Below are 16,847 nucleotides of genomic sequence, written 5' to 3'. Positions count from 1 at the left end.
TTGGTCCGCCCGTGGTTTTGAGGGCTACTGTCTGCCGCGTTTCCCTGTCCGCCAGCGGAAGGAGCGCGGCTTCCCGTGGGGTCCCATCGCCGTATCGCACCGTCGTCCGGATCCGACCGGGGCACCGCCGTCGCCCTCGGTCTGCTGTCCGCGGCGGCCACCGCCCTCGCCGCCGTACCGGCCACGGCCACGCCGTACGACGTCACCCGGGCCGAGGTGGACCGCCTGTACCGGGAGGCCGAGAAGGCGACCGAGGCGTACAACGAGGCCGACGAGCGCACCGACGGACTGCGCCGGCGGATCGCCGACGCCCAGGACGGGATCGCCCGGCAGCAGGCACGCGTCAACACCATGCGGGAGTCGCTGGGTTCGCTCGCCGGCGCCCAGTACCGCTCCGGCGGCCTCGACCCCACTCTCGCCCTGCTGCTCTCCGACGATCCGGAGGACTACCTCGAGAGGGCCTCCGTACTGGACCGGATCACCGTCCACCAGGCCGGTGAGCTGAGGAGACTGAGGAGCGCCCTGCGCTCCCTCGCCCAGGACCGCGCGGAGGCGGCCGGAAAGCTCGGCGCGCTGGAGAAGAGCCGCAGGGCCGTCGCCGCGCACAAGCGGACCGTCGAGCGCAAGCTCGCCGAGGCCCGCCGGCTGCTCAACTCCCTCCCGGCCGGCGAACGCGCCGCCTGGGACCGCGCCACCCGCTCCGCACGCACGGACCTGCTCGGCCCCGGCGAGGCGCCCGCCTCGCGCCGCGCGGCGGCCGCCGTCGCGGCGGCCCGCTCCGCCCTCGGCAGGCCCTACGTCTGGGGCGCCAACGGCCCGTCCTCCTTCGACTGCTCCGGACTGATCCAGTGGTCGTACGCCCAGGCAGGGGTCGCGCTGCCGCGCACCTCACAGGCCCAGCGGCACGCCGGCCGGCAGGTCCCGCTGTCCGAGGCGCGCCCCGGTGATCTGGTCGTCTACCGCTCCGACGCCTCCCACGTCGGGATGTACATGGGCAACGGCCAGGTGATCCACGCGCCCCACCCCGGCGCCCCGGTGCGCTACGACCCGGTCGGCATGATGCCGGTCTCGTCGGTCACCAGGGTCTGACCGCACCGGCCCGACGCCCGTACCCTCAGGAAGGTGGCTGGTCGAAGGCGGGTGTCGGGTGCGTCGGTGACGGCGCTGTGTCTGCTGCTCGTCTCCCTGGTGGGATGCGGCGGGGGACCGGCCGTCGACGCCGTACGCGCGGAGGTGCAGTCCCTCCTCGACCGCCGCGCGGCGGCCGTCCTCGACCACGACGCCGCCGCGTACGCCCGTACCGGCACCCGCGCCGGGTTCGACAACCTGCGCGCGGTACCGCTCGCCGACTGGTCCTACCGCGTCACCGCCCTCGACCGCACCGGTGACACCGCCACCGCCTCCGCCAGCCTGAGCTACCGCGTCGAGGGCCACGACCGGTCCCCGGTCACCACCGCCCGCTCCCTGAGCCTGAGCCGGGACCGCGACGGCCGCTGGTCCGTCGACTCCGACCGGCCCGCGACGAAGTCCGGCCAGCAGCTGTGGGACCAGGGCCCCGTACGCGCCGTCCGGGGCGAGCGGAGCCTGGTCCTCGGCGTCGGGCAGTCCGACGGGAAGCTGCGGGACTACGCCGGACTGGCCGACCGCGCGGTGCCCGCGGTGTCCGACGCGTGGCGCCCGGAGTGGAGCCGGCGCGTGGTCGTCCTGGTTCCGGAGACCCTGGAGGGCATGGCGGGCCTGCTGGGCTCGCCCGCCTCCTCCTACCGGGGCATCGCGGCGGTCACCACCGGCGCCACCGGCGCGGACGGGCGGGCGCCGGCGGACCGGGTCATCGTCAACCCGGACGCCTTCGGACTGCTCGGCGACTCGGGCCGGCAGGTCGTCCTCACCCATGAGACCACCCACGTCGCCACCCGCGCCCACACCTCCGCCGCGACCCCGCTGTGGCTGTCCGAGGGGTTCGCCGACTGGGTCGGCTACCGCGGCGGCGACCGCGCCCCCGCGGAGGTCGCACCGGAACTCGCCCACGCGGTGGGCCGGGGCGAGGTGCCCGCGGAGCTGCCGGACGACGAGGACTTCGGCTTCTCCGGCGACGCGGACCGCCTCGCCCGCGCCTACGAGAGCGGCTGGCTGGCCTGCCGCCTCATCGCCGACCGCTGGGGCGAGGAACGCCTCGGCGAGTTCTACCGCGCCGTGGGCGCACACGAACACCGCGACGGCGCGGTGGAGGACGCGATGCGACGGATCCTCGACACCACCCGCGAGGACTTCACCGCACAGTGGCGGGAGTACGTGAGGAACGCACTGACCTGAGCAGCCGTTCCGAAACCGCGGGCAGTCGTGCCTCCCCCAGTGCCTTAAGGGCCTGGGAGGTACCCCCAGGGCGGCACGGGTGGGCGCTGGGGGTACCCCCTCTGGGGGAGGCACCCCGCAAGCGCCGGGCTGCGCGAACACCCCCCCGCCCCGCACCAACAGCGGAGATCAGGACGAAACCGGCGCCTCGGCGGCCCGCGCCGGCCCGGGCACCCTGGGAATCGACCGCCGACGGGGAACCGTCGCACACCACAGCACACGCGCCGCCAGAAGCGTCGCCGCCACCAGCAGGCCGTTGCGCACCACCAGCAGCGCGATGCCCAGCGCATCACTGGCCACCACATGCCCGAACCACACCGGGAACTCCAGCACCGTCACCAACGAAGCAACCAGCACCAGCCCGACCGGCACCCCCATCCGGCTCTCCCGGAAGCACAGGCACACCGCCCCGAGCCCGACCAGCCACACCATGTACTGCGGACTGATCACCCGACTCGTCGTCGTGAACAGAAGCACCGCCACGAACGCCGCGTCCGCCACGGTCCACGCCTCGAACCGGACGGCCATCACCCGCCACAGCACCAGCCAGCCCAGCGCGGCCCCGCTCAGGAACAGCGCACCCGTGCTCACCCAGCTCACGTACGGGCCGAGGAACTCCACCGAGCCGTAGTTGAGCAGCACCTCACCCTCCCACCCGTGATGCCGGGCCACATGGAAGACGAGCGCCCCCAGCGACTCCACCTCCGTCCCCCGGTCCCGCTGAAAACCGAGGAACGCGAACGCCCCCGGCATCAGTACGGCGAACAGCGCGGCCACCCCGGCACCGGTCACCGCGGCCCACACCCACGCACCGCGCCGCCGCACCGCGAGGAGCAGCAGCGCCGGCCACACCTTCACCAGCGCCCCGAAACCGGCGAGCGCCCCCGCCGACCGGGGGTACCGGCCGGCCGCCAGCAGCGCGGCCACGGCGACCGCGGTCACCATCACGTCGTAGCGCGCGTACACCGTCGGCCCCAGCAGCGGCACGCCCGCCATCCACACCCAGGCACCGCGCGGCGACCGGCCGGAACGGCGGCCGGCGTACAGCAGCAGGGCCAGCGTGGCGAGGTCGGCGAGACACGCCAGGACGAAGAAGGCGGTGGCGTACTCCAGGAACGGCAGCAGGCCGGGGGAGAGGATCGCCAGGGCCGCGGCGGGCGGGTACTGCCAGGTCACGTCGTCCAGCGGGAACGTTCCGGTGCGCAGGACGTCGTACCAGCCCCGGTAGATGACCGACACGTCGCTGGTGACGTCCGGCCCGGGGAAGACGATCACCTTCAGGACGCACAGCAGCAGGGCGGCCCGCGTCAGTGTCCACAGGAGCAGCAGCCAGGCGAGGGACCCCCGTGCGGCCGTCGTCTTCATCTGCTCCCTGCCCGTCCGGTGTGCGGTCGTGAGGGGCCATGATGTCCCGGACACCTGTGTACGTGCCACAGAGCGCCGCCGTGGCGGGCGGCGCACCCCCCGTTCGGTAGGGTCTGCGACGATGCACAAGACCCTGATCGTGACCAATGACTTCCCGCCCCGCCCCGGCGGCATCCAGGCGTTCCTGCACAACATGGCGCTGCGGCTCGACCCGGAGCGGCTCGTCGTCTACGCCTCCACCTGGAAGCGCTCCCGGGAGGGCGTCGAGGCCACCGCCGCCTTCGACGCCGAGCAGCCCTTCACCGTCGTACGCGACCGGACGACCATGCTGCTGCCGACCCCGGCGGCCACCCGGCGGGCCGTCGGGCTGCTGCGTGAGCACGGGTGCACCTCGGTGTGGTTCGGGGCGGCGGCACCGCTCGGCCTGATGGCACCGGCGCTGCGCCGGGCGGGCGCCGAGCGGATCGTGGCCACCACCCACGGCCACGAGGCCGGCTGGGCCCAGCTGCCCGCCGCACGGCAGCTCCTGCGCCGCATCGGGGACTCCACGGACACGATCACCTACCTCGGCGAGTACACGCGCTCCCGGATCGCCTCGGCGCTCACCCCCGGGGCCGCCTCCCGGATGGTGCAGCTGCCGCCCGGGGTCGACGAGAAGACCTTCCACCCCGACTCGGGCGGCGACGAGGTGCGGGCGCGGCTCGGGCTGACCGACCGGCCGGTGGTCGTGTGCGTCTCCCGGCTGGTGCCGCGCAAGGGGCAGGACACGCTGATCCGGGCGATGCCCGCGGTCCTGGCCGCCGAACCGGACGCCGTCCTGCTGATCGTCGGCGGCGGCCCCTACGAGAAGGACCTGCGCCGGCTCGCGGCCGACACCGGCGTCGCCGCCTCCGTCCGCTTCACCGGCTCCGTCCCCTGGTCCGAGCTGCCCGCCCACTACGGCGCCGGGGACGTCTTCGCGATGCCCTGCCGCACCCGGCGCGGGGGCCTGGACGTCGAGGGCCTCGGCATCGTCTACCTGGAAGCCTCCGCGACCGGTCTCCCGGTCGTCGCCGGCGACTCCGGCGGCGCCCCCGACGCGGTCCTCGACGGCGAAACCGGCTGGGTCGTGCGGGGCGACTCGGCGGAGCAGACCGCGGACCGCGTCATCACCCTCCTGGGCGACGAGGAACTGCGCCGCAGGATGGGCGAGCGGGGCAGGGAATGGGTCGAACAGAAGTGGCGCTGGGACCTGCTGGCGGAGGAACTGAAGAAGCTGCTCTGAAAACGCCGTCGGGGGCAGCTTCCCAGGGGCGCGGGGCTGTGACATTGTGCGGCTCCGCCGCGTGGGCGCGACCAGCCACATACGACGGAAAGCCGCCGACAAAGCGCCCCCGGCACCCCCATGGGCACCGAAGTCCTACTTTGCGTAAATCGCCTCGATCTCGTGGGCGTAGTCCTTGGCGACAACGTTCCGCTTCAGCTTCAGCGAAGGCGTCAGGTGCCCCGACTCCTCGGTGAACTGCGCCGGCAGAACACGGAACTTCCGCACGGACTCCGCCTTCGACACCGCCGAGTTGCCGTCGTCGATGGCGGTCTGGACCGCCGCGAGCAGATCGGGGTCCTCGCTCAGCGACTCCGCCGTCGACCCCGCCGGCTTGCCGTGCTCGGCACACCACCGGCCCAGGAACTCCTCGTCGATGGTGACCAGCGCGCCCACGAACGGCCGCCCGTCGCCCACGACCATGCACTCCGCCACCAGCGCGTGTGCCCGGATCCGGTCCTCGATGACCGCCGGGGCGACGTTCTTGCCGCCCGCCGTCACCAGTATTTCCTTCTTGCGGCCGGTGATCCGCAGATAACCGTCCTCGTCCAGCGTGCCGATGTCCCCCGTGTGGAACCAGCCGTCGGTCAGCGCCTCGGCGGTCGCGCCCTGGTTGTTCCAGTACTCCTTGAACAGGTGCTCGCCGTGCAGCAGCACCTCGCCGTCGTCCGCTATCCGGATCACCGAGCCGGGCAGCGGCTGGCCGACCGTGCCGATCTTCTGCCGGTCCCACGGGTTGAACGCGGTCGCCGCGCACGACTCGGTCAGCCCGTAGCCCTCCAGCACGCTGAAGCCGATGCCGCGGAAGAAGTGGCCCAGGCGCTCGCCCAGCGGGGCGCCGCCCGAGATGGCGTACTCGCCGCGCCCGCCCAGCACCGCGCGCAGCTTGCCGTAGACCAGCTTGTCGAACACCTTGTGCTTGATCCGCAGGCCGAGCGACGGCCCGGACGGCGTGTCCAGCGCCCGGCTGTAGGCGATCGCCGTGTCCGCCGCCTTGTCGAAGATCTTCCCCTTGCCGTCGGCCTGCGCCTTGGCCCGCGCCGAGTTGTAGACCTTCTCGAAGACCCGCGGCACGCCCAGGATCAGCGTCGGGCGGAACGTGGCCAGCTCGTCGGTGAGGTTCTTGATGTCGGGCACACAGCCCAGCTTGATCGGCGCCATCATGGGCGCGATCTGCACCAGCCGGCCGAAGACGTGCGCGAGCGGCAGGAACAGCAGCACCGAGCACTCGCCGGTGCGGAACAGCGGACGCAGCCGCTCCACGATGTTGCCGCACTCGGCGAAGAAGCTGCGGTGGGTCAGCACACAGCCCTTGGGGCGGCCGGTGGTGCCGGAGGTGTAGACGATCGTCGCCGGGTCGTCCGCCTTCGCGGACGAGCCGCGCTCCTCGACCGTCTCGTCGGTGACGTCCCGGCCGAGCCGGCCCAGCTCCTCGATGCCGCCGGACTCGATCCGCCACAGGTTCTTCAGCGCGGGCAGCCGGTCGCGCACCGACTCCACCGTCTCCGCGTGGGCGTCGAGCTCCACGAAGCAGGCGGTGGCGCCGGAGTCGCCGAGGATCCACGCCACCTGCTCCGGCGAGCTGGTCTCGTACACCGGCACGGTCACCGCGCCGGCGCTCCAGATCGCGAAGTCCAGCAGCGTCCACTCGTAACGGGTGCGGGACATCAGACCGACCCGGTCGCCGGGCCGTACACCGGCGGCGATCATGCCCTTGGCGGCCGCCCGCACCTCCGCGAGGAAGGCGGTCGCCGTCACGTCCTGCCAGGTCCCGTCCACCTTGCGGGCGATGACGGCGACGTCGGGGTGCTGCGCGGCGTTTCTGCGGACGATGTCGGTCAGGTTTCCGTCGGCGGGGACCTCGTACAAAGCCGGAAGGCTGAACTCGCGCAAGACTGCTGCTCCTCTTAGGGCTCCGGCGCCACGACGTTGTGCGATGCGACGGTGCGGTCCAAGGCTCGGGCGGGTGCTCACGGATTCACATGTTGAAATCCCGAGCACGACTGGACTGCCCGGACGTTACCCGCCGGTATGTCGTCTGCGACAGGGGGGCCCGGCGAGATGTTCGCTGCGTCACACAGGTTGGTGTTTCATTGCGCACAGTAGTCCACCTCTGAACCGACGAGCCAGTAACCGCAGGTAGGCCTGCCATTGTTCACGCACGCCGCACACCCTTACCCTTGATCGCCATGGCATCCACACCCGGCGGAAACCGACGCACACGCGTCCACGTGGTCAGTGACGTGCACGGCAACGCCCGCGACCTGGCCCGGGCGGGCGAGGGCGCCGACGCCCTGATCTGCCTGGGCGACCTGGTGCTCTTCCTGGACTACGCCGACCACTCGCGCGGCATCTTCCCCGACCTGTTCGGCACCGAGAACGCCGACCTCATCGTGGAACTGCGCACCGCCCGCCGCTTCGAGGAGGCGCGCGAGTTCCAGCGCGGGCTGTGGGCGGGCATCGGCATGGACAAGCCCGCGGCGATCGAGAAGGCGGTGCGCAAGCAGTACGCCGAGCTGTTCGCCGCGTTCCCCACACCGACGTACGCGACGTACGGCAACGTCGACATGCCGCCCCTGTGGCCGGAGTACGCGGGCCCCGGCACGACCGTGCTGGACGGGCAGCGGGTGGAGATCGGCGGCTGGACCTTCGGCTTCGTCGGCGGCGGCCTGCGCACACCGATGCGCACGCCGTACGAGATCGACGACGAGGAGTACGCGGCGAAGATCGAGGCCGTCGGCGAGGTCGACGTGCTGTGCACGCACATCCCGCCGGAGGTGCCCGAGCTGGTCTACGACACCGTCGCGCGCCGCTTCGAACGCGGCAGCCGCGCCCTGCTGGACGCCGTCCGCCGCACCCGACCCCGCTACTCCCTGTTCGGACACGTCCACCAGCCGCTGGCGCGGCGGATGCGGATCGGCGCCACCGAGTGCGTGAACGTGGGGCACTTCGCGAGCAGTGGGAAGCCCTGGGCACTCGAATGGTGAGGCCGGAAGGGTGTGGATGCCCCAGGTCGGGTGAGTTCCGTCGGTCCGCCGCACGGTAGCCTTCCGCTGCACGCGCGTGCGCTGTGCGACTCGCGCACGGCGATGACGACTACCGGCCCGCATCTGGAGGAGCCACGGCGATGGCGGAACACACCAGCTCGAGCATCACGATCGAGGCGGCACCGGCCGACGTCATGGGGGTGATCGCCGACTTCGCCCGCTACCCGGACTGGACCGGTGAGGTGAAGGAGGCCGAGGTCCTCGCGACCGACGGCGAGGGCCGCGCCGAGCAGGTGCGTCTCGTCATGGACGCCGGCGCGATCAAGGACGACCAGACCCTCGCCTACACCTGGACCGGCGCGCACGAGGTCTCCTGGACCCTGGTGAAGTCCCAGATGCTCCGCTCCCTCGACGGCTCCTACATCCTCACCCCGGTGGGCCCCGGCACCACCGAGGTCACCTACCGCCTCACCGTCGACGTCAAGATCCCCATGCTCGGCATGATCAAGCGCAAGGCCGAGAAGGTCATCATCGACCGCGCCCTGGCAGGCCTGAAGAAGCGCGTGGAGTCAGGCCCGAAGTAACCCCCGCGACTGCGGGCAGTCGTGCCTCCCCCAGTGCCTCAAGGGCCTGGGAGGTACCCCCAGGGCGGCACGGGTGGGCGCGGCGGCACCCGCGAGCGCGGGCAAGCGAAACCCACCCCCGCCCGGTGTCAGTTACCGTTCACCCCCATGCGCACCCTCCTGATCACGGGCCCCGGCGGCAGCGGCCGCACCACGACCGCCGCCGCCACCGCGCTCACGGCAGCCCGTGCGGGTGCCCGCACCCTGCTGCTCGGCACCGACAGAACGGACACCCTCGGACCCGTACTGGGCGACGAGGCCACTCCACGCCTCACCGTGCGGCGCGTCGACCCCGACGCGGACTTCCGTGCGGACCTCGCCGCCCTCCAGGAGCGCGCAGCCTCCGCACTGGACCTCCTCGGCGCCTCCCGACTCGACATCGAGGAGACCACCCCCCTCCCCGGTGCCGAGGAACTCGCCGTCCTGCGCGCCCTGCGCGACGCCGCGCTCTCGGAGGACGCGTACGACCTCGTCGTCGTCGACCTCCCGCCCACCCCCCGCGCCCTCTCCCTCCTCGCCCTCCCCGAGGAGCTCCGCCGCTACCTGCGCCACCTGCTCCCGCCCGAGCGGCAGGCCGCCCGCGCCCTGCGCCCCGTGCTCGGCCGCCTCGCCGGCGTCCCCATGCCCGCCGAGTGGCTGTACGGCACGGCGGCCCGCCTGGACCTTCAGCTGGCCGCCGTGGAGGCCGTGCTCGCCGACCCCGGCACCGTCGTACGCCTGGTCGCCGAGCCGGGACCCGCCGGCGCCGACGCCGTACGCACCGCGGCCCTCGGACTCGCCCTGCGCGGACTGCGCGCCGACGCGCTGATCGCGACCCGCGTCCTGCCGGAGAGCGACGCGGACAGCTGGCTCGCCGGCCCCGTCGCCCAGCAGCGCAAGACCCTGGAGGAGTGGCGCGAGGCGTACGACGTCCACCCGGTCGCCCACCTGGGCCGCGACCCGCGCGGCACCGACGACCTCACCGCGCTCGCCGTACCCGGTGCCGGGACCGGACCGGGCGGTGCCACCCGGTGGCCGGTGGAGGACCGGCTGGCCGACGACGGCGTCCTCGTCTGGCACATCCCCCTGCCGGGCGCCCGCCGCGACGAACTCGACCTGATCCGGCGCGGCGACGAGGTCGTCGTCACCGCCGGACCGTTCCGCCGCATCGTCCCGCTGCCCTCCGCGCTGCGCCGCTGCACCGTCGCCGGCGCCGCCCTGCGCGAGAACGAGCTGCGCATCCGGTTCCGGCCGGATCCGGAGCTGTGGCCGCGCACCCGGTGAAGCGACGACGGCCGTTCGGGTAACGTCGAAGGTGCCATCCGTAGTCAGGAGTCCGTCATGAGCGAACAGCTCCCTCCGTCCGACGACGCCGGGGACGAGATCGTCGGCAAGCCGGTGGACGACGTACGGGCGGCCGAGACCCACGCCGACGCCTGGGCGACCGCCGCCGCCGAGGACCTCGAGGCGGAGAAGGCCCGCCGCCGGACCCAGTACGGGCCGCCCCCCGGTTCCGCAGCCGAGGAGCTGAAGAAGCTCGTCGACGCGGTCGCCGACAAGCTCTCCGGCCTGCAGTCCCCGCTGTTCGGCGCGGTCGCCGGACCGGCCGCCCAGCAGGTGGTGCGGCAGGTCGTCCAGCAGGCCAAGGCCGCCGTCGAACCCGTCATCGAACGCAACCCCGACGTCTTCGACCACCTCGCGGCCGCCGGCAATGAACTCCTCGCCGCCTACCGCTCCGCCGTGCAGGACCAGGAGCGCCGCTGGACGGCCCGCGAGGCCGACCCCCGCGACCTCGACGAGCGCCGGGACCGGGGCGACGACCCCGGCACCGGCCCCGGCGAGCGCATCGACCTGGACTGACGTCGAGGTCCCCGGCGGGGTTCCCATGATCCCCGCCGGGCCGCCCACCGTGCGGACGCCGGGCCCCTCACGGCAGTGCCTCGGGTACCGTTGGCGGTAGCGGGGCTCGACCGGAACTGAGGGATTCATGGGACTCACCATCGGCGTCGACATCGGCGGCACGAAGATCGCGGCCGGCGTGGTCGACGAGGAAGGCAACATCCTCTCGACCCACAAGGTGCCGACCCCGGGTACGCCCGAGGGCATCGTGGACGCCATCGCCTCCGCGGTGGAGGGAGCGCGCGCCGGGCACGACATCGTCGGCGTGGGCATCGGTGCGGCCGGATACGTCAACCGTCAGCGCTCCGAGGTCTACTTCGCGCCCAACATCGACTGGCGCAACGAGCCGCTCAAGGAGAAGGTCGAGGCCCGTACGGGTCTCCCGGTCGTCGTGGAGAACGACGCCAACGCCGCCGCCTGGGGCGAGTACAAGTTCGGCGCGGGCGCCGGCCACCGCAACGTCATCTGCATCACGCTCGGCACCGGCCTCGGCGGCGGCATCATCATCGGCAACAAGCTGCGCCGCGGCCACTTCGGCGTGGCCGCCGAGTTCGGCCACATCCGCATGGTGCCGGACGGCCTGCTGTGCGGCTGCGGCTCACAGGGCTGCTGGGAGCAGTACGCCTCCGGCCGCGCCCTCGTGCGCTACGCCAAGCAGCGCGCCAACGCCACCCCCGAGAACGCGGAGACCCTGCTCTCCCTCGGCGACGGCACCCCCGACGGCATCGAGGGCAAGCACATCTCCATGGCCGCCCGCCAGGGCGACCGGGTGGCCGTCGACTCCTACCGGGAGCTGGCCCGCTGGGTCGGCGCCGGCCTCGCCGACCTGGCCTCCCTCTTCGACCCCTCCGCCTTCATCATCGGCGGCGGCCTCTCCGACGAGGGCGAACTGGTCCTCGGCCCGATCCGCAAGTCCTACAAGCGCTGGCTGGTGGGCAGCAACTGGCGCCCCGTCGCCGACGTCCTCGCCGCCCAGCTGGGCAACAAGGCGGGCCTGGTCGGCGCGGCGGACCTGGCCCGGGAGCCCGACCCGGTCATGTGACACCCCTTCACGTGCACGGCTGCGCCCGCCTGGCCCCTCCGGGGACGGCGGGCGCAGCCGTACCCGGCAGAGGGCGTGCCCGGTGCGGAGCCGAAAGCCGTGGGTTCCTCGTCCGCGGGGGGCGGCTTCCTCGGGTACGTGCGGCGCCGAGCCGCACCGCGTGGTGCGCGTAGGCGTATCTTGATCCGCATGGCGACGACTCCGCTGCTGCCCGACTCCCGGACCGAGTCCGACGGTTCGGCCGTCATCCGGGTGCTGAGTTACAACATCCGTTCCCTGCGCGACGACACCGACGCCCTCGCCCGGGTGATCACCGCCTGCGCTCCCGATCTCGTCCTGCTCCAGGAGGCGCCGCGGTTCTTCCGCTGGCGCAAGAAGCTGGCCCGGCTCGCCTCGGAAACGGGCCTCGTCATCCTCTCCGGGGGCGCCACCGCCGCCGGGCCCGCGATCCTGTGCTCGCTGCGGGCGACCGTCGAGCGCACCGAGGACGTGCTGCTGCCGCTCACCCCGGGGCAGCACCGGCGCGGGTTCGCCACCGCCGTCGTACGGTTCGGGGGCGCCCGGATCGGCGTGCTGAGCTGTCACCTGTCCCTGGAGAAGGGCGAGCGGTACGAGCAGGGCGGCATGCTCCTCGACCGGCTCGCCGGGATGGGCGTCGAGCACGCGGTCGCGGGCGGGGATCTCAACGAGCGGCCGGGCGGGCGGACCTTCCGGCGGCTGGCCGAGTCCCTGACCGACTGCTGGACCGCGGCTCCCTGGGGCGGTGAGCACACCTGGGTCCGCGACGAACCGCAGCGGCGGATCGACGCCCTCTTCGTCACCAAGGGCGTCGAGGTGCTGGGCTGCGGGGTTCCGCTCGAGCAGCCCGGGGTGAGCGCGGCGGACCTGAGGGCGGCCACGGACCACCTTCCGGTCCTGGCCGCCCTCCGGATTCCGGCCGCGTGACAGCGGTCAGACCACCGCGCCCCGCCCCGGATCGTCGTCGTCCTCGTCGTCCGTGCGCATGCGCATCACCAGCGTGACGAAGCCGCCCAGGAAGCCGCCGATGCACAGGGTGGTCAGCCACCAGGTCATCTCCCAGCCGAGCAGGATCGCCAGCAGAAGCAGGAGCGGGCCACCGAGCACTCCCAGCCAGGCGAACTTCGACGTGACGTCGGCCTCCGGCAGCGGCGGGGGCTCCGGCGGGACGAAGTGGCCCTCGTCGGTCTCGTCGAGGTCGTCGTCCGACGGCTCCTGCACGCTGTAGTCGCGCGGGCCGCCGACGCCGGGCGCGAAGGAGACGGAGCCGCCCAGCGGCTTGGCCGGCTTGTCCTCGGCCTTGACGGGGGACTCGGCCTTCGCCTCGTCGTCGTTCGTCTCGGGCTCCAGCAGCGCCAGGTCCTCGACGGACTTGAACGGCTTGGCGCCCGGTGGATCCGGCGGCTCCTCCCCGTACCCGGCGACGATCGCCTCCCACGCGGCGGTCTCGTCGAAGGGGACCCCCTTCTCCTCGGGCTCGCGGTCCTCACGGTCCTCGCGGTCCGAGTCGTGCTCAGCCACCTGTGGTCGTCCCTTCCGTGCCGAGACCGGGCTCCTTGACGGCGCCGGGTGCGAGCCGGCCGATGAACGCGGTGCTCTCCCGGAAGATCCGCTCCGCGTCGTAGTCCAACGTCGCCACGTGGTAGCTCTGTTCCAGCAGGATCTCCGTGACGTCCGTCGACGACACCCGGCCGAGGATCCGGGCCGAGTCCGCGGGCGGCACCACGTGGTCCTGCGGACTGCGCATCAGCAGCAACGGCTGGGTGACCTGGGGCAGCTCGCCGTCGACGAGCCGGAGGAAGTTCCGCAGCGAGTGCGCCGCGTGCAGCGGCACCCGGTCGTACCCGAGCTCCCTGCTCAGCGGCTTCGCGATGTCGCTCGCGATGCCCTTCGTCGCCGGGACGAGATGGCGGAGCACCGGAAGGGCGTGCGCGGCCACCCCGTGCACCTTGTTCGCCGGGTTCACGACCATCACCCCGCTCACCGCGGCACCGTGCCGCGCGGCCAGCCGCAGTGCCAGCGCGCCGCCCATCGACAGACCGGCGACGAACACCCGCTCGTGGCGGTCCAGCAGCAGCCGCAGCTCGCGGTCCACCTCCGCGTACCAGTCCTGCCAGCCGGCGACCCCGAGGTCCTGCCAGCGGGTGCCGTGCCCGGGCAGCAGGGGCAGCGAGACGGTCAGGCCGTGCCCGGCGAGATGCTCGGCCCAGGGGCGCAGCGACTGCGGTGAACCGGTGAAGCCGTGGCAGAGGAGGACGGCGCTCTCCCCGCCCTCGTGGCGGAACGGCTCGGCTCCGGTCAGGAGCGGCACCTTCGGCCTCCTGTTCGTAGGAAGGTCTGGTACGTCACGGTGATCGCGGCAGGCGCCGCACACGGGTTGCAGGACCTTCACCGTACGCGACCGCACTGACACCGACCAGGGCCGTCGGGGCCTTTGACGGCGCTCCGGGATATGGTCTGACCAACACGCACGGGAGGCACTCGGTTGTTGTACGGCACGATGAAGGTCGCCATCGGAGGGCCGCTGAAGCTCGCCTTCAGGCCCTGGGTGGAGGGCCTGGAGAACATCCCCGCCGAGGGCCCCGCCGTCCTGGCCAGCAACCACCTGTCGTTCTCCGACTCCTTCTTCCTCCCGGCCGTGCTGGACCGCAAGGTCACCTTCATCGCCAAGGCCGAGTACTTCACCACCCCGGGCGTGAAGGGCCGGCTGACGGCCGCCTTCTTCAAGGGCGTGGGCCAGCTCCCGGTGGACCGCTCCGGCGCGCGCGGCGCGGGCGAGGCGGCGATCAAGAGCGGCATCGAGGTCATCGAGCGCGGCGAGCTGTTCGGCATCTACCCGGAGGGCACCCGCTCGCCCGACGGCCGCCTCTACCGCGGCAAGCCCGGTGGCCTCGCGCGCGTGGCGCTGGCCACCGGAGCGCCCGTCATCCCGGTCGCCATGATCGACACGGAGAAGATCCAGCCTCCCGGTCAGGTCATGCCCAAGCTGATGCGGCCCGGCATACGGATCGGCAGGCCGCTGGACTTCAGCCGTTACCAGGGCATGGAGCACGACCGCTTCGTGCTCCGCGCGGTGACCGACGAGGTCATGTACGAGATCATGAAGCTGTCCGGCCAGGAGTACGTCGACATGTACGCCACCGCCATGAAGCGGCAGCTCTCGGAGGCGGCCAAGGCCGAGAAGGAAGCGGAGAAGGCGGCGAAGGCCGCGCTCGCCCGCGCGGAGAAGGAACAGGCCGAGAAGCTGAAGGCCGCCATGGAGCAGGCCGACCGGGAGCAGGACGGGCGGCGGTCGGGCCCTTAGGGTCCGGACGCGGGGCTCGGGGGGGAGTGGGGGACATGGCCAGGCGCGAGAGAGTCATGCGCATGTCGGTGGAGCAGCCGCTGTGGCGCGCCCTCACCGGCTACCGGATCCTCACGCTCGTGTACGCGATCGGCCTGTTCGCCACCGCCCACGAGGAGTTCCCCCGCCCCTGGCTCGCCGTCGGCTACTTCACCGTCCTCGCGGTGTGGACCCTGGCCACCCTGCCCAGGACCGCGAGTGAGGCCGCCTGCACCAAGCGCTTCCTCACCGCCGACCTGACCATCGCGATCGTCGGCATCCTGATCACGCCCCTCGCCGACGCACCCGAGCGCATCCACGAGGGCGGCCCGACCCTGCCGTCCATCTGGACCGCCGGATCGGTGCTCGCGTTCGCCGTCAAGGGCGGCTGGCGCTGGGCGGCCCTCGCCTCCACCCTCGTCGCCGTGGCCAACCTGATCGAACGCGGCAGCCCCGTCCGCGACACCGTGCACAACGTGATCCTCGTGTGGGTCGCCTCCATCGCCATCGGCTACGTCGTCGAGGTCGCCCGCGCCTCCGAGCGCACCCTCGCCCGCGCGCTGGAGATCGAGGCCGCGACCAGGGAGCGGGAGCGCCTCGCGCGGGACATCCACGACAGCGTGCTCCAGGTGCTGGCCATGGTGCAGCGCCGGGGTGCGGTGATCGGCGGCGAGGCCGCCGAACTGGGCCGGCTGGCCGGGGAACAGGAGGTCGCGCTGCGCACCCTGGTCTCCGGCGGGCTCGTCCCCGTCTCCCGGGCCTCGGAGGACGCCGCCGAGGGCGCCGTCGTACGGGCCGTGGACGAGGACGACACCGGGGACGACGAGCCGGTCGACCTGCGCACCCTGCTCGCCCCCTACGCCGGATCCCTGGTCAGTCTCGCCGAGCCCGGAGCGCCGGTGCGGCTGGCGCCGGCCGCCGCGCGGGAGGTGGCCGCCGCCGTCGGGGCCGCCCTGGACAACGTCCGCAAGCACGCGGGGGAGCGGGCGCGCGCCTGGATCCTGGTCGAGGACGAACCGGACGAGGTGATCGTCACCGTCCGCGACGACGGACCCGGCATCCCCGAGGGCCGGCTCGCCCAGGCCGAGGGGGAGGGGCGGCTCGGCGTCTCCCTGTCCATCCGGGGCCGGCTGCGCGACCTGGGCGGCAGCGCGGAACTGATCTCGGTGCCGGGGCAGGGCACGGAGGTCGAACTGAAGGTGCCCAAGGACGTGAAGGAAACGAAGGACCCACGGGGGAAGGCGGAACAGCGATGACGGACAGCACCGGGGAACACAAGGACCCGATCAGGGTCATGGTGGTCGACGACCACCCCATGTGGCGCGACGCCGTCGCCCGCGACCTGTCCGAGTCCGGCTTCGAGGTCGTCGCCACCGCCGGCGACGGCGAGCAGGCGGTGCGCCGCGCCAAGGCCGCCGTACCCGACGTCCTCGTCCTCGACCTGAACCTGCCCGGCAAGCCCGGCGTCCAGGTCTGCAAGGAGGTCGTCGCCGCGAACCCCGCCGTCCGCGTGCTCGTGCTCTCGGCGAGCGGCGAGCACGCCGACGTCCTGGAGGCGGTGAAGTCCGGTGCCACCGGCTATCTGCTGAAGTCCGCCTCCACCGAGGAGCTGCGGGACGCGGTGCGCCGTACGGCCGTCGGCGACCCGGTGTTCACCCCCGGCCTGGCCGGGCTGGTCCTCGGTGAGTACCGCCGCCTCGCCTCCGAACCGGCGGGGCCCGCCCCCGCCGACGGCGAACCGGGGGCACCCCGGCTGACCGAACGCGAGACCGAGGTGCTGCGCCTGGTCGCCAAGGGCCTCAGCTACAAGCAGATCGCCGAACGGCTCGTCATCTCCCACCGCACGGTGCAGAACCACGTCCAGAACACCCTCGGCAAACTCCAGCTGCACAACCGCGTCGAACTCGTCCGCTACGCCATAGAGCGCGGCCTCGACGACGAGTAGACCGGCCCCACC

Annotated in this window: 16 protein-coding genes; 12 read left to right on the top strand and 4 right to left on the bottom strand. The window is 72.8% G+C overall.

Annotated features, from left to right (window positions below):
- Nucleotides 1-75 precede the first annotated feature (75 nt).
- Together KUM38_RS37895 and KUM38_RS37890 are read left to right on the top strand one after the other, a co-directional pair.
- Nucleotides 76-1,089 (top strand): NlpC/P60 family protein, encoded by a 1,014-nt coding sequence (locus KUM38_RS37895; protein ID WP_217136662.1) that lies wholly within the window; start codon nucleotides 76-78, stop codon nucleotides 1,087-1,089.
- A 33-nt stretch (nucleotides 1,090-1,122) separates the two neighbouring features.
- Entirely contained in the window at nucleotides 1,123-2,313 is a 1,191-nt protein-coding gene (locus KUM38_RS37890; RefSeq protein WP_217136660.1) for a hypothetical protein, read from the top strand.
- Between the two features lie 168 nt (nucleotides 2,314-2,481).
- Here the strand turns inward: KUM38_RS37890 and KUM38_RS37885 are convergent, their stop codons facing one another.
- On the bottom strand, nucleotides 2,482-3,717 hold the full coding sequence (locus tag KUM38_RS37885; RefSeq protein ID WP_217136653.1) for a glycosyltransferase family 87 protein: 1,236 nt from the start codon (nucleotides 3,715-3,717) through the stop codon (nucleotides 2,482-2,484).
- 121 nt (nucleotides 3,718-3,838) lie between these two features.
- Here KUM38_RS37885 and KUM38_RS37880 point away from each other — a divergent pair, with 121 nt between their 5' ends.
- Nucleotides 3,839-4,981, top strand: coding sequence for a glycosyltransferase family 4 protein (locus tag KUM38_RS37880; protein ID WP_217136651.1), 1,143 nt, complete (start codon nucleotides 3,839-3,841; stop codon nucleotides 4,979-4,981).
- A gap of 135 nt (nucleotides 4,982-5,116) precedes the next feature.
- Here KUM38_RS37880 and KUM38_RS37875 read toward each other — a convergent pair whose 3' ends face one another.
- On the bottom strand, nucleotides 5,117-6,913 hold the full coding sequence (locus tag KUM38_RS37875; protein WP_217136649.1) for a long-chain fatty acid--CoA ligase: 1,797 nt from the start codon (nucleotides 6,911-6,913) through the stop codon (nucleotides 5,117-5,119).
- A 296-nt stretch (nucleotides 6,914-7,209) separates the two neighbouring features.
- Between KUM38_RS37875 and KUM38_RS37870 the strand changes: the two genes are divergently transcribed.
- From KUM38_RS37870 to KUM38_RS37845, 6 genes are all read left to right on the top strand, one after another.
- Entirely contained in the window at nucleotides 7,210-8,007 is a 798-nt protein-coding gene (locus KUM38_RS37870; RefSeq protein WP_217136647.1) for a metallophosphoesterase, read from the top strand.
- A gap of 140 nt (nucleotides 8,008-8,147) precedes the next feature.
- Nucleotides 8,148-8,591: an SRPBCC family protein gene (locus KUM38_RS37865; protein ID WP_217136645.1), complete on the top strand. Its 444-nt coding sequence runs from the start codon at nucleotides 8,148-8,150 to the stop codon at nucleotides 8,589-8,591.
- A 147-nt stretch (nucleotides 8,592-8,738) separates the two neighbouring features.
- Nucleotides 8,739-9,893, top strand: a complete 1,155-nt coding sequence (locus tag KUM38_RS37860; protein ID WP_217136643.1) for an ArsA family ATPase — start codon at nucleotides 8,739-8,741, stop codon at nucleotides 9,891-9,893.
- A gap of 57 nt (nucleotides 9,894-9,950) precedes the next feature.
- Complete coding sequence (locus tag KUM38_RS37855; RefSeq protein WP_217136641.1) at nucleotides 9,951-10,469, top strand: DUF5304 domain-containing protein; 519 nt, start codon at nucleotides 9,951-9,953, stop codon at nucleotides 10,467-10,469.
- Nucleotides 10,470-10,596: 127 nt separating this feature from the next.
- Entirely contained in the window at nucleotides 10,597-11,550 is a 954-nt protein-coding gene (locus KUM38_RS37850) for an ROK family glucokinase (protein WP_217136638.1), read from the top strand.
- A gap of 189 nt (nucleotides 11,551-11,739) precedes the next feature.
- Nucleotides 11,740-12,495 (top strand): endonuclease/exonuclease/phosphatase family protein, encoded by a 756-nt coding sequence (locus KUM38_RS37845; protein ID WP_217136637.1) that lies wholly within the window; start codon nucleotides 11,740-11,742, stop codon nucleotides 12,493-12,495.
- Nucleotides 12,496-12,501: 6 nt separating this feature from the next.
- Here the strand turns inward: KUM38_RS37845 and KUM38_RS37840 are convergent, their stop codons facing one another.
- The gene (locus KUM38_RS37840; protein ID WP_217136635.1) at nucleotides 12,502-13,089 is read right to left on the bottom strand and encodes a hypothetical protein; all 588 of its coding nucleotides are present in this window, start codon (nucleotides 13,087-13,089) and stop codon (nucleotides 12,502-12,504) included.
- Nucleotides 13,082-13,879, bottom strand: a complete 798-nt coding sequence (locus KUM38_RS37835; RefSeq protein ID WP_217136633.1) for a carboxylesterase — start codon at nucleotides 13,877-13,879, stop codon at nucleotides 13,082-13,084. The genes KUM38_RS37840 and KUM38_RS37835 overlap by 8 nt, the downstream gene beginning before the upstream one ends.
- 189 nt (nucleotides 13,880-14,068) lie before the next feature.
- On the opposite strand from KUM38_RS37835, the gene KUM38_RS37830 reads away from it, so the two are divergent.
- From KUM38_RS37830 to KUM38_RS37820, 3 genes are read left to right on the top strand one after another with little or no spacing between them, the layout of a single operon-like run.
- Nucleotides 14,069-14,872, top strand: a complete 804-nt coding sequence (locus KUM38_RS37830; protein WP_217136631.1) for a 1-acyl-sn-glycerol-3-phosphate acyltransferase — start codon at nucleotides 14,069-14,071, stop codon at nucleotides 14,870-14,872.
- A 35-nt stretch (nucleotides 14,873-14,907) separates the two neighbouring features.
- The gene (gene macS, locus KUM38_RS37825) at nucleotides 14,908-16,146 is read left to right on the top strand and encodes a MacS family sensor histidine kinase (protein ID WP_217136629.1); all 1,239 of its coding nucleotides are present in this window, start codon (nucleotides 14,908-14,910) and stop codon (nucleotides 16,144-16,146) included.
- Nucleotides 16,143-16,835 (top strand): response regulator transcription factor, encoded by a 693-nt coding sequence (locus tag KUM38_RS37820; protein ID WP_217136626.1) that lies wholly within the window; start codon nucleotides 16,143-16,145, stop codon nucleotides 16,833-16,835. Before macS ends, KUM38_RS37820 begins: the two co-directional genes overlap by 4 nt.
- Nucleotides 16,836-16,847: the final 12 nt, after the last annotated feature.

Origin of the sequence: Streptomyces sp. AC558_RSS880, from assembly GCF_019049255.1 — a bacterium.
Taxonomy (GTDB): Bacteria; Actinomycetota; Actinomycetes; order Streptomycetales; family Streptomycetaceae; genus Streptomyces.
The sequence above is the reverse complement of the archived record's forward strand: the minus strand, read 5'-3'. Positions and strand labels throughout refer to the sequence as shown.

What these genes read in the sequence shown, in the direction of transcription:
- KUM38_RS37885 (WP_217136653.1), bottom strand. Translation starts at nt 3,717, where the DNA reads ATGAAGACGACGGCCGCACGGGGGTCCCTCGCCTGGCTGCTGCTCCTG.
- KUM38_RS37880 (WP_217136651.1), top strand. Translation starts at nt 3,839, where the DNA reads ATGCACAAGACCCTGATCGTGACCAATGACTTCCCGCCCCGCCCCGGC.
- KUM38_RS37870 (WP_217136647.1), top strand. Translation starts at nt 7,210, where the DNA reads ATGGCATCCACACCCGGCGGAAACCGACGCACACGCGTCCACGTGGTC.
- KUM38_RS37865 (WP_217136645.1), top strand. Translation starts at nt 8,148, where the DNA reads ATGGCGGAACACACCAGCTCGAGCATCACGATCGAGGCGGCACCGGCC.
- KUM38_RS37860 (WP_217136643.1), top strand. Translation starts at nt 8,739, where the DNA reads ATGCGCACCCTCCTGATCACGGGCCCCGGCGGCAGCGGCCGCACCACG.
- KUM38_RS37855 (WP_217136641.1), top strand. Translation starts at nt 9,951, where the DNA reads ATGAGCGAACAGCTCCCTCCGTCCGACGACGCCGGGGACGAGATCGTC.
- KUM38_RS37850 (WP_217136638.1), top strand. Translation starts at nt 10,597, where the DNA reads ATGGGACTCACCATCGGCGTCGACATCGGCGGCACGAAGATCGCGGCC.
- KUM38_RS37845 (WP_217136637.1), top strand. Translation starts at nt 11,740, where the DNA reads ATGGCGACGACTCCGCTGCTGCCCGACTCCCGGACCGAGTCCGACGGT.
- KUM38_RS37830 (WP_217136631.1), top strand. Translation starts at nt 14,069, where the DNA reads ATGAAGGTCGCCATCGGAGGGCCGCTGAAGCTCGCCTTCAGGCCCTGG.
- macS (WP_217136629.1), top strand. Translation starts at nt 14,908, where the DNA reads ATGGCCAGGCGCGAGAGAGTCATGCGCATGTCGGTGGAGCAGCCGCTG.
- KUM38_RS37820 (WP_217136626.1), top strand. Translation starts at nt 16,143, where the DNA reads ATGACGGACAGCACCGGGGAACACAAGGACCCGATCAGGGTCATGGTG.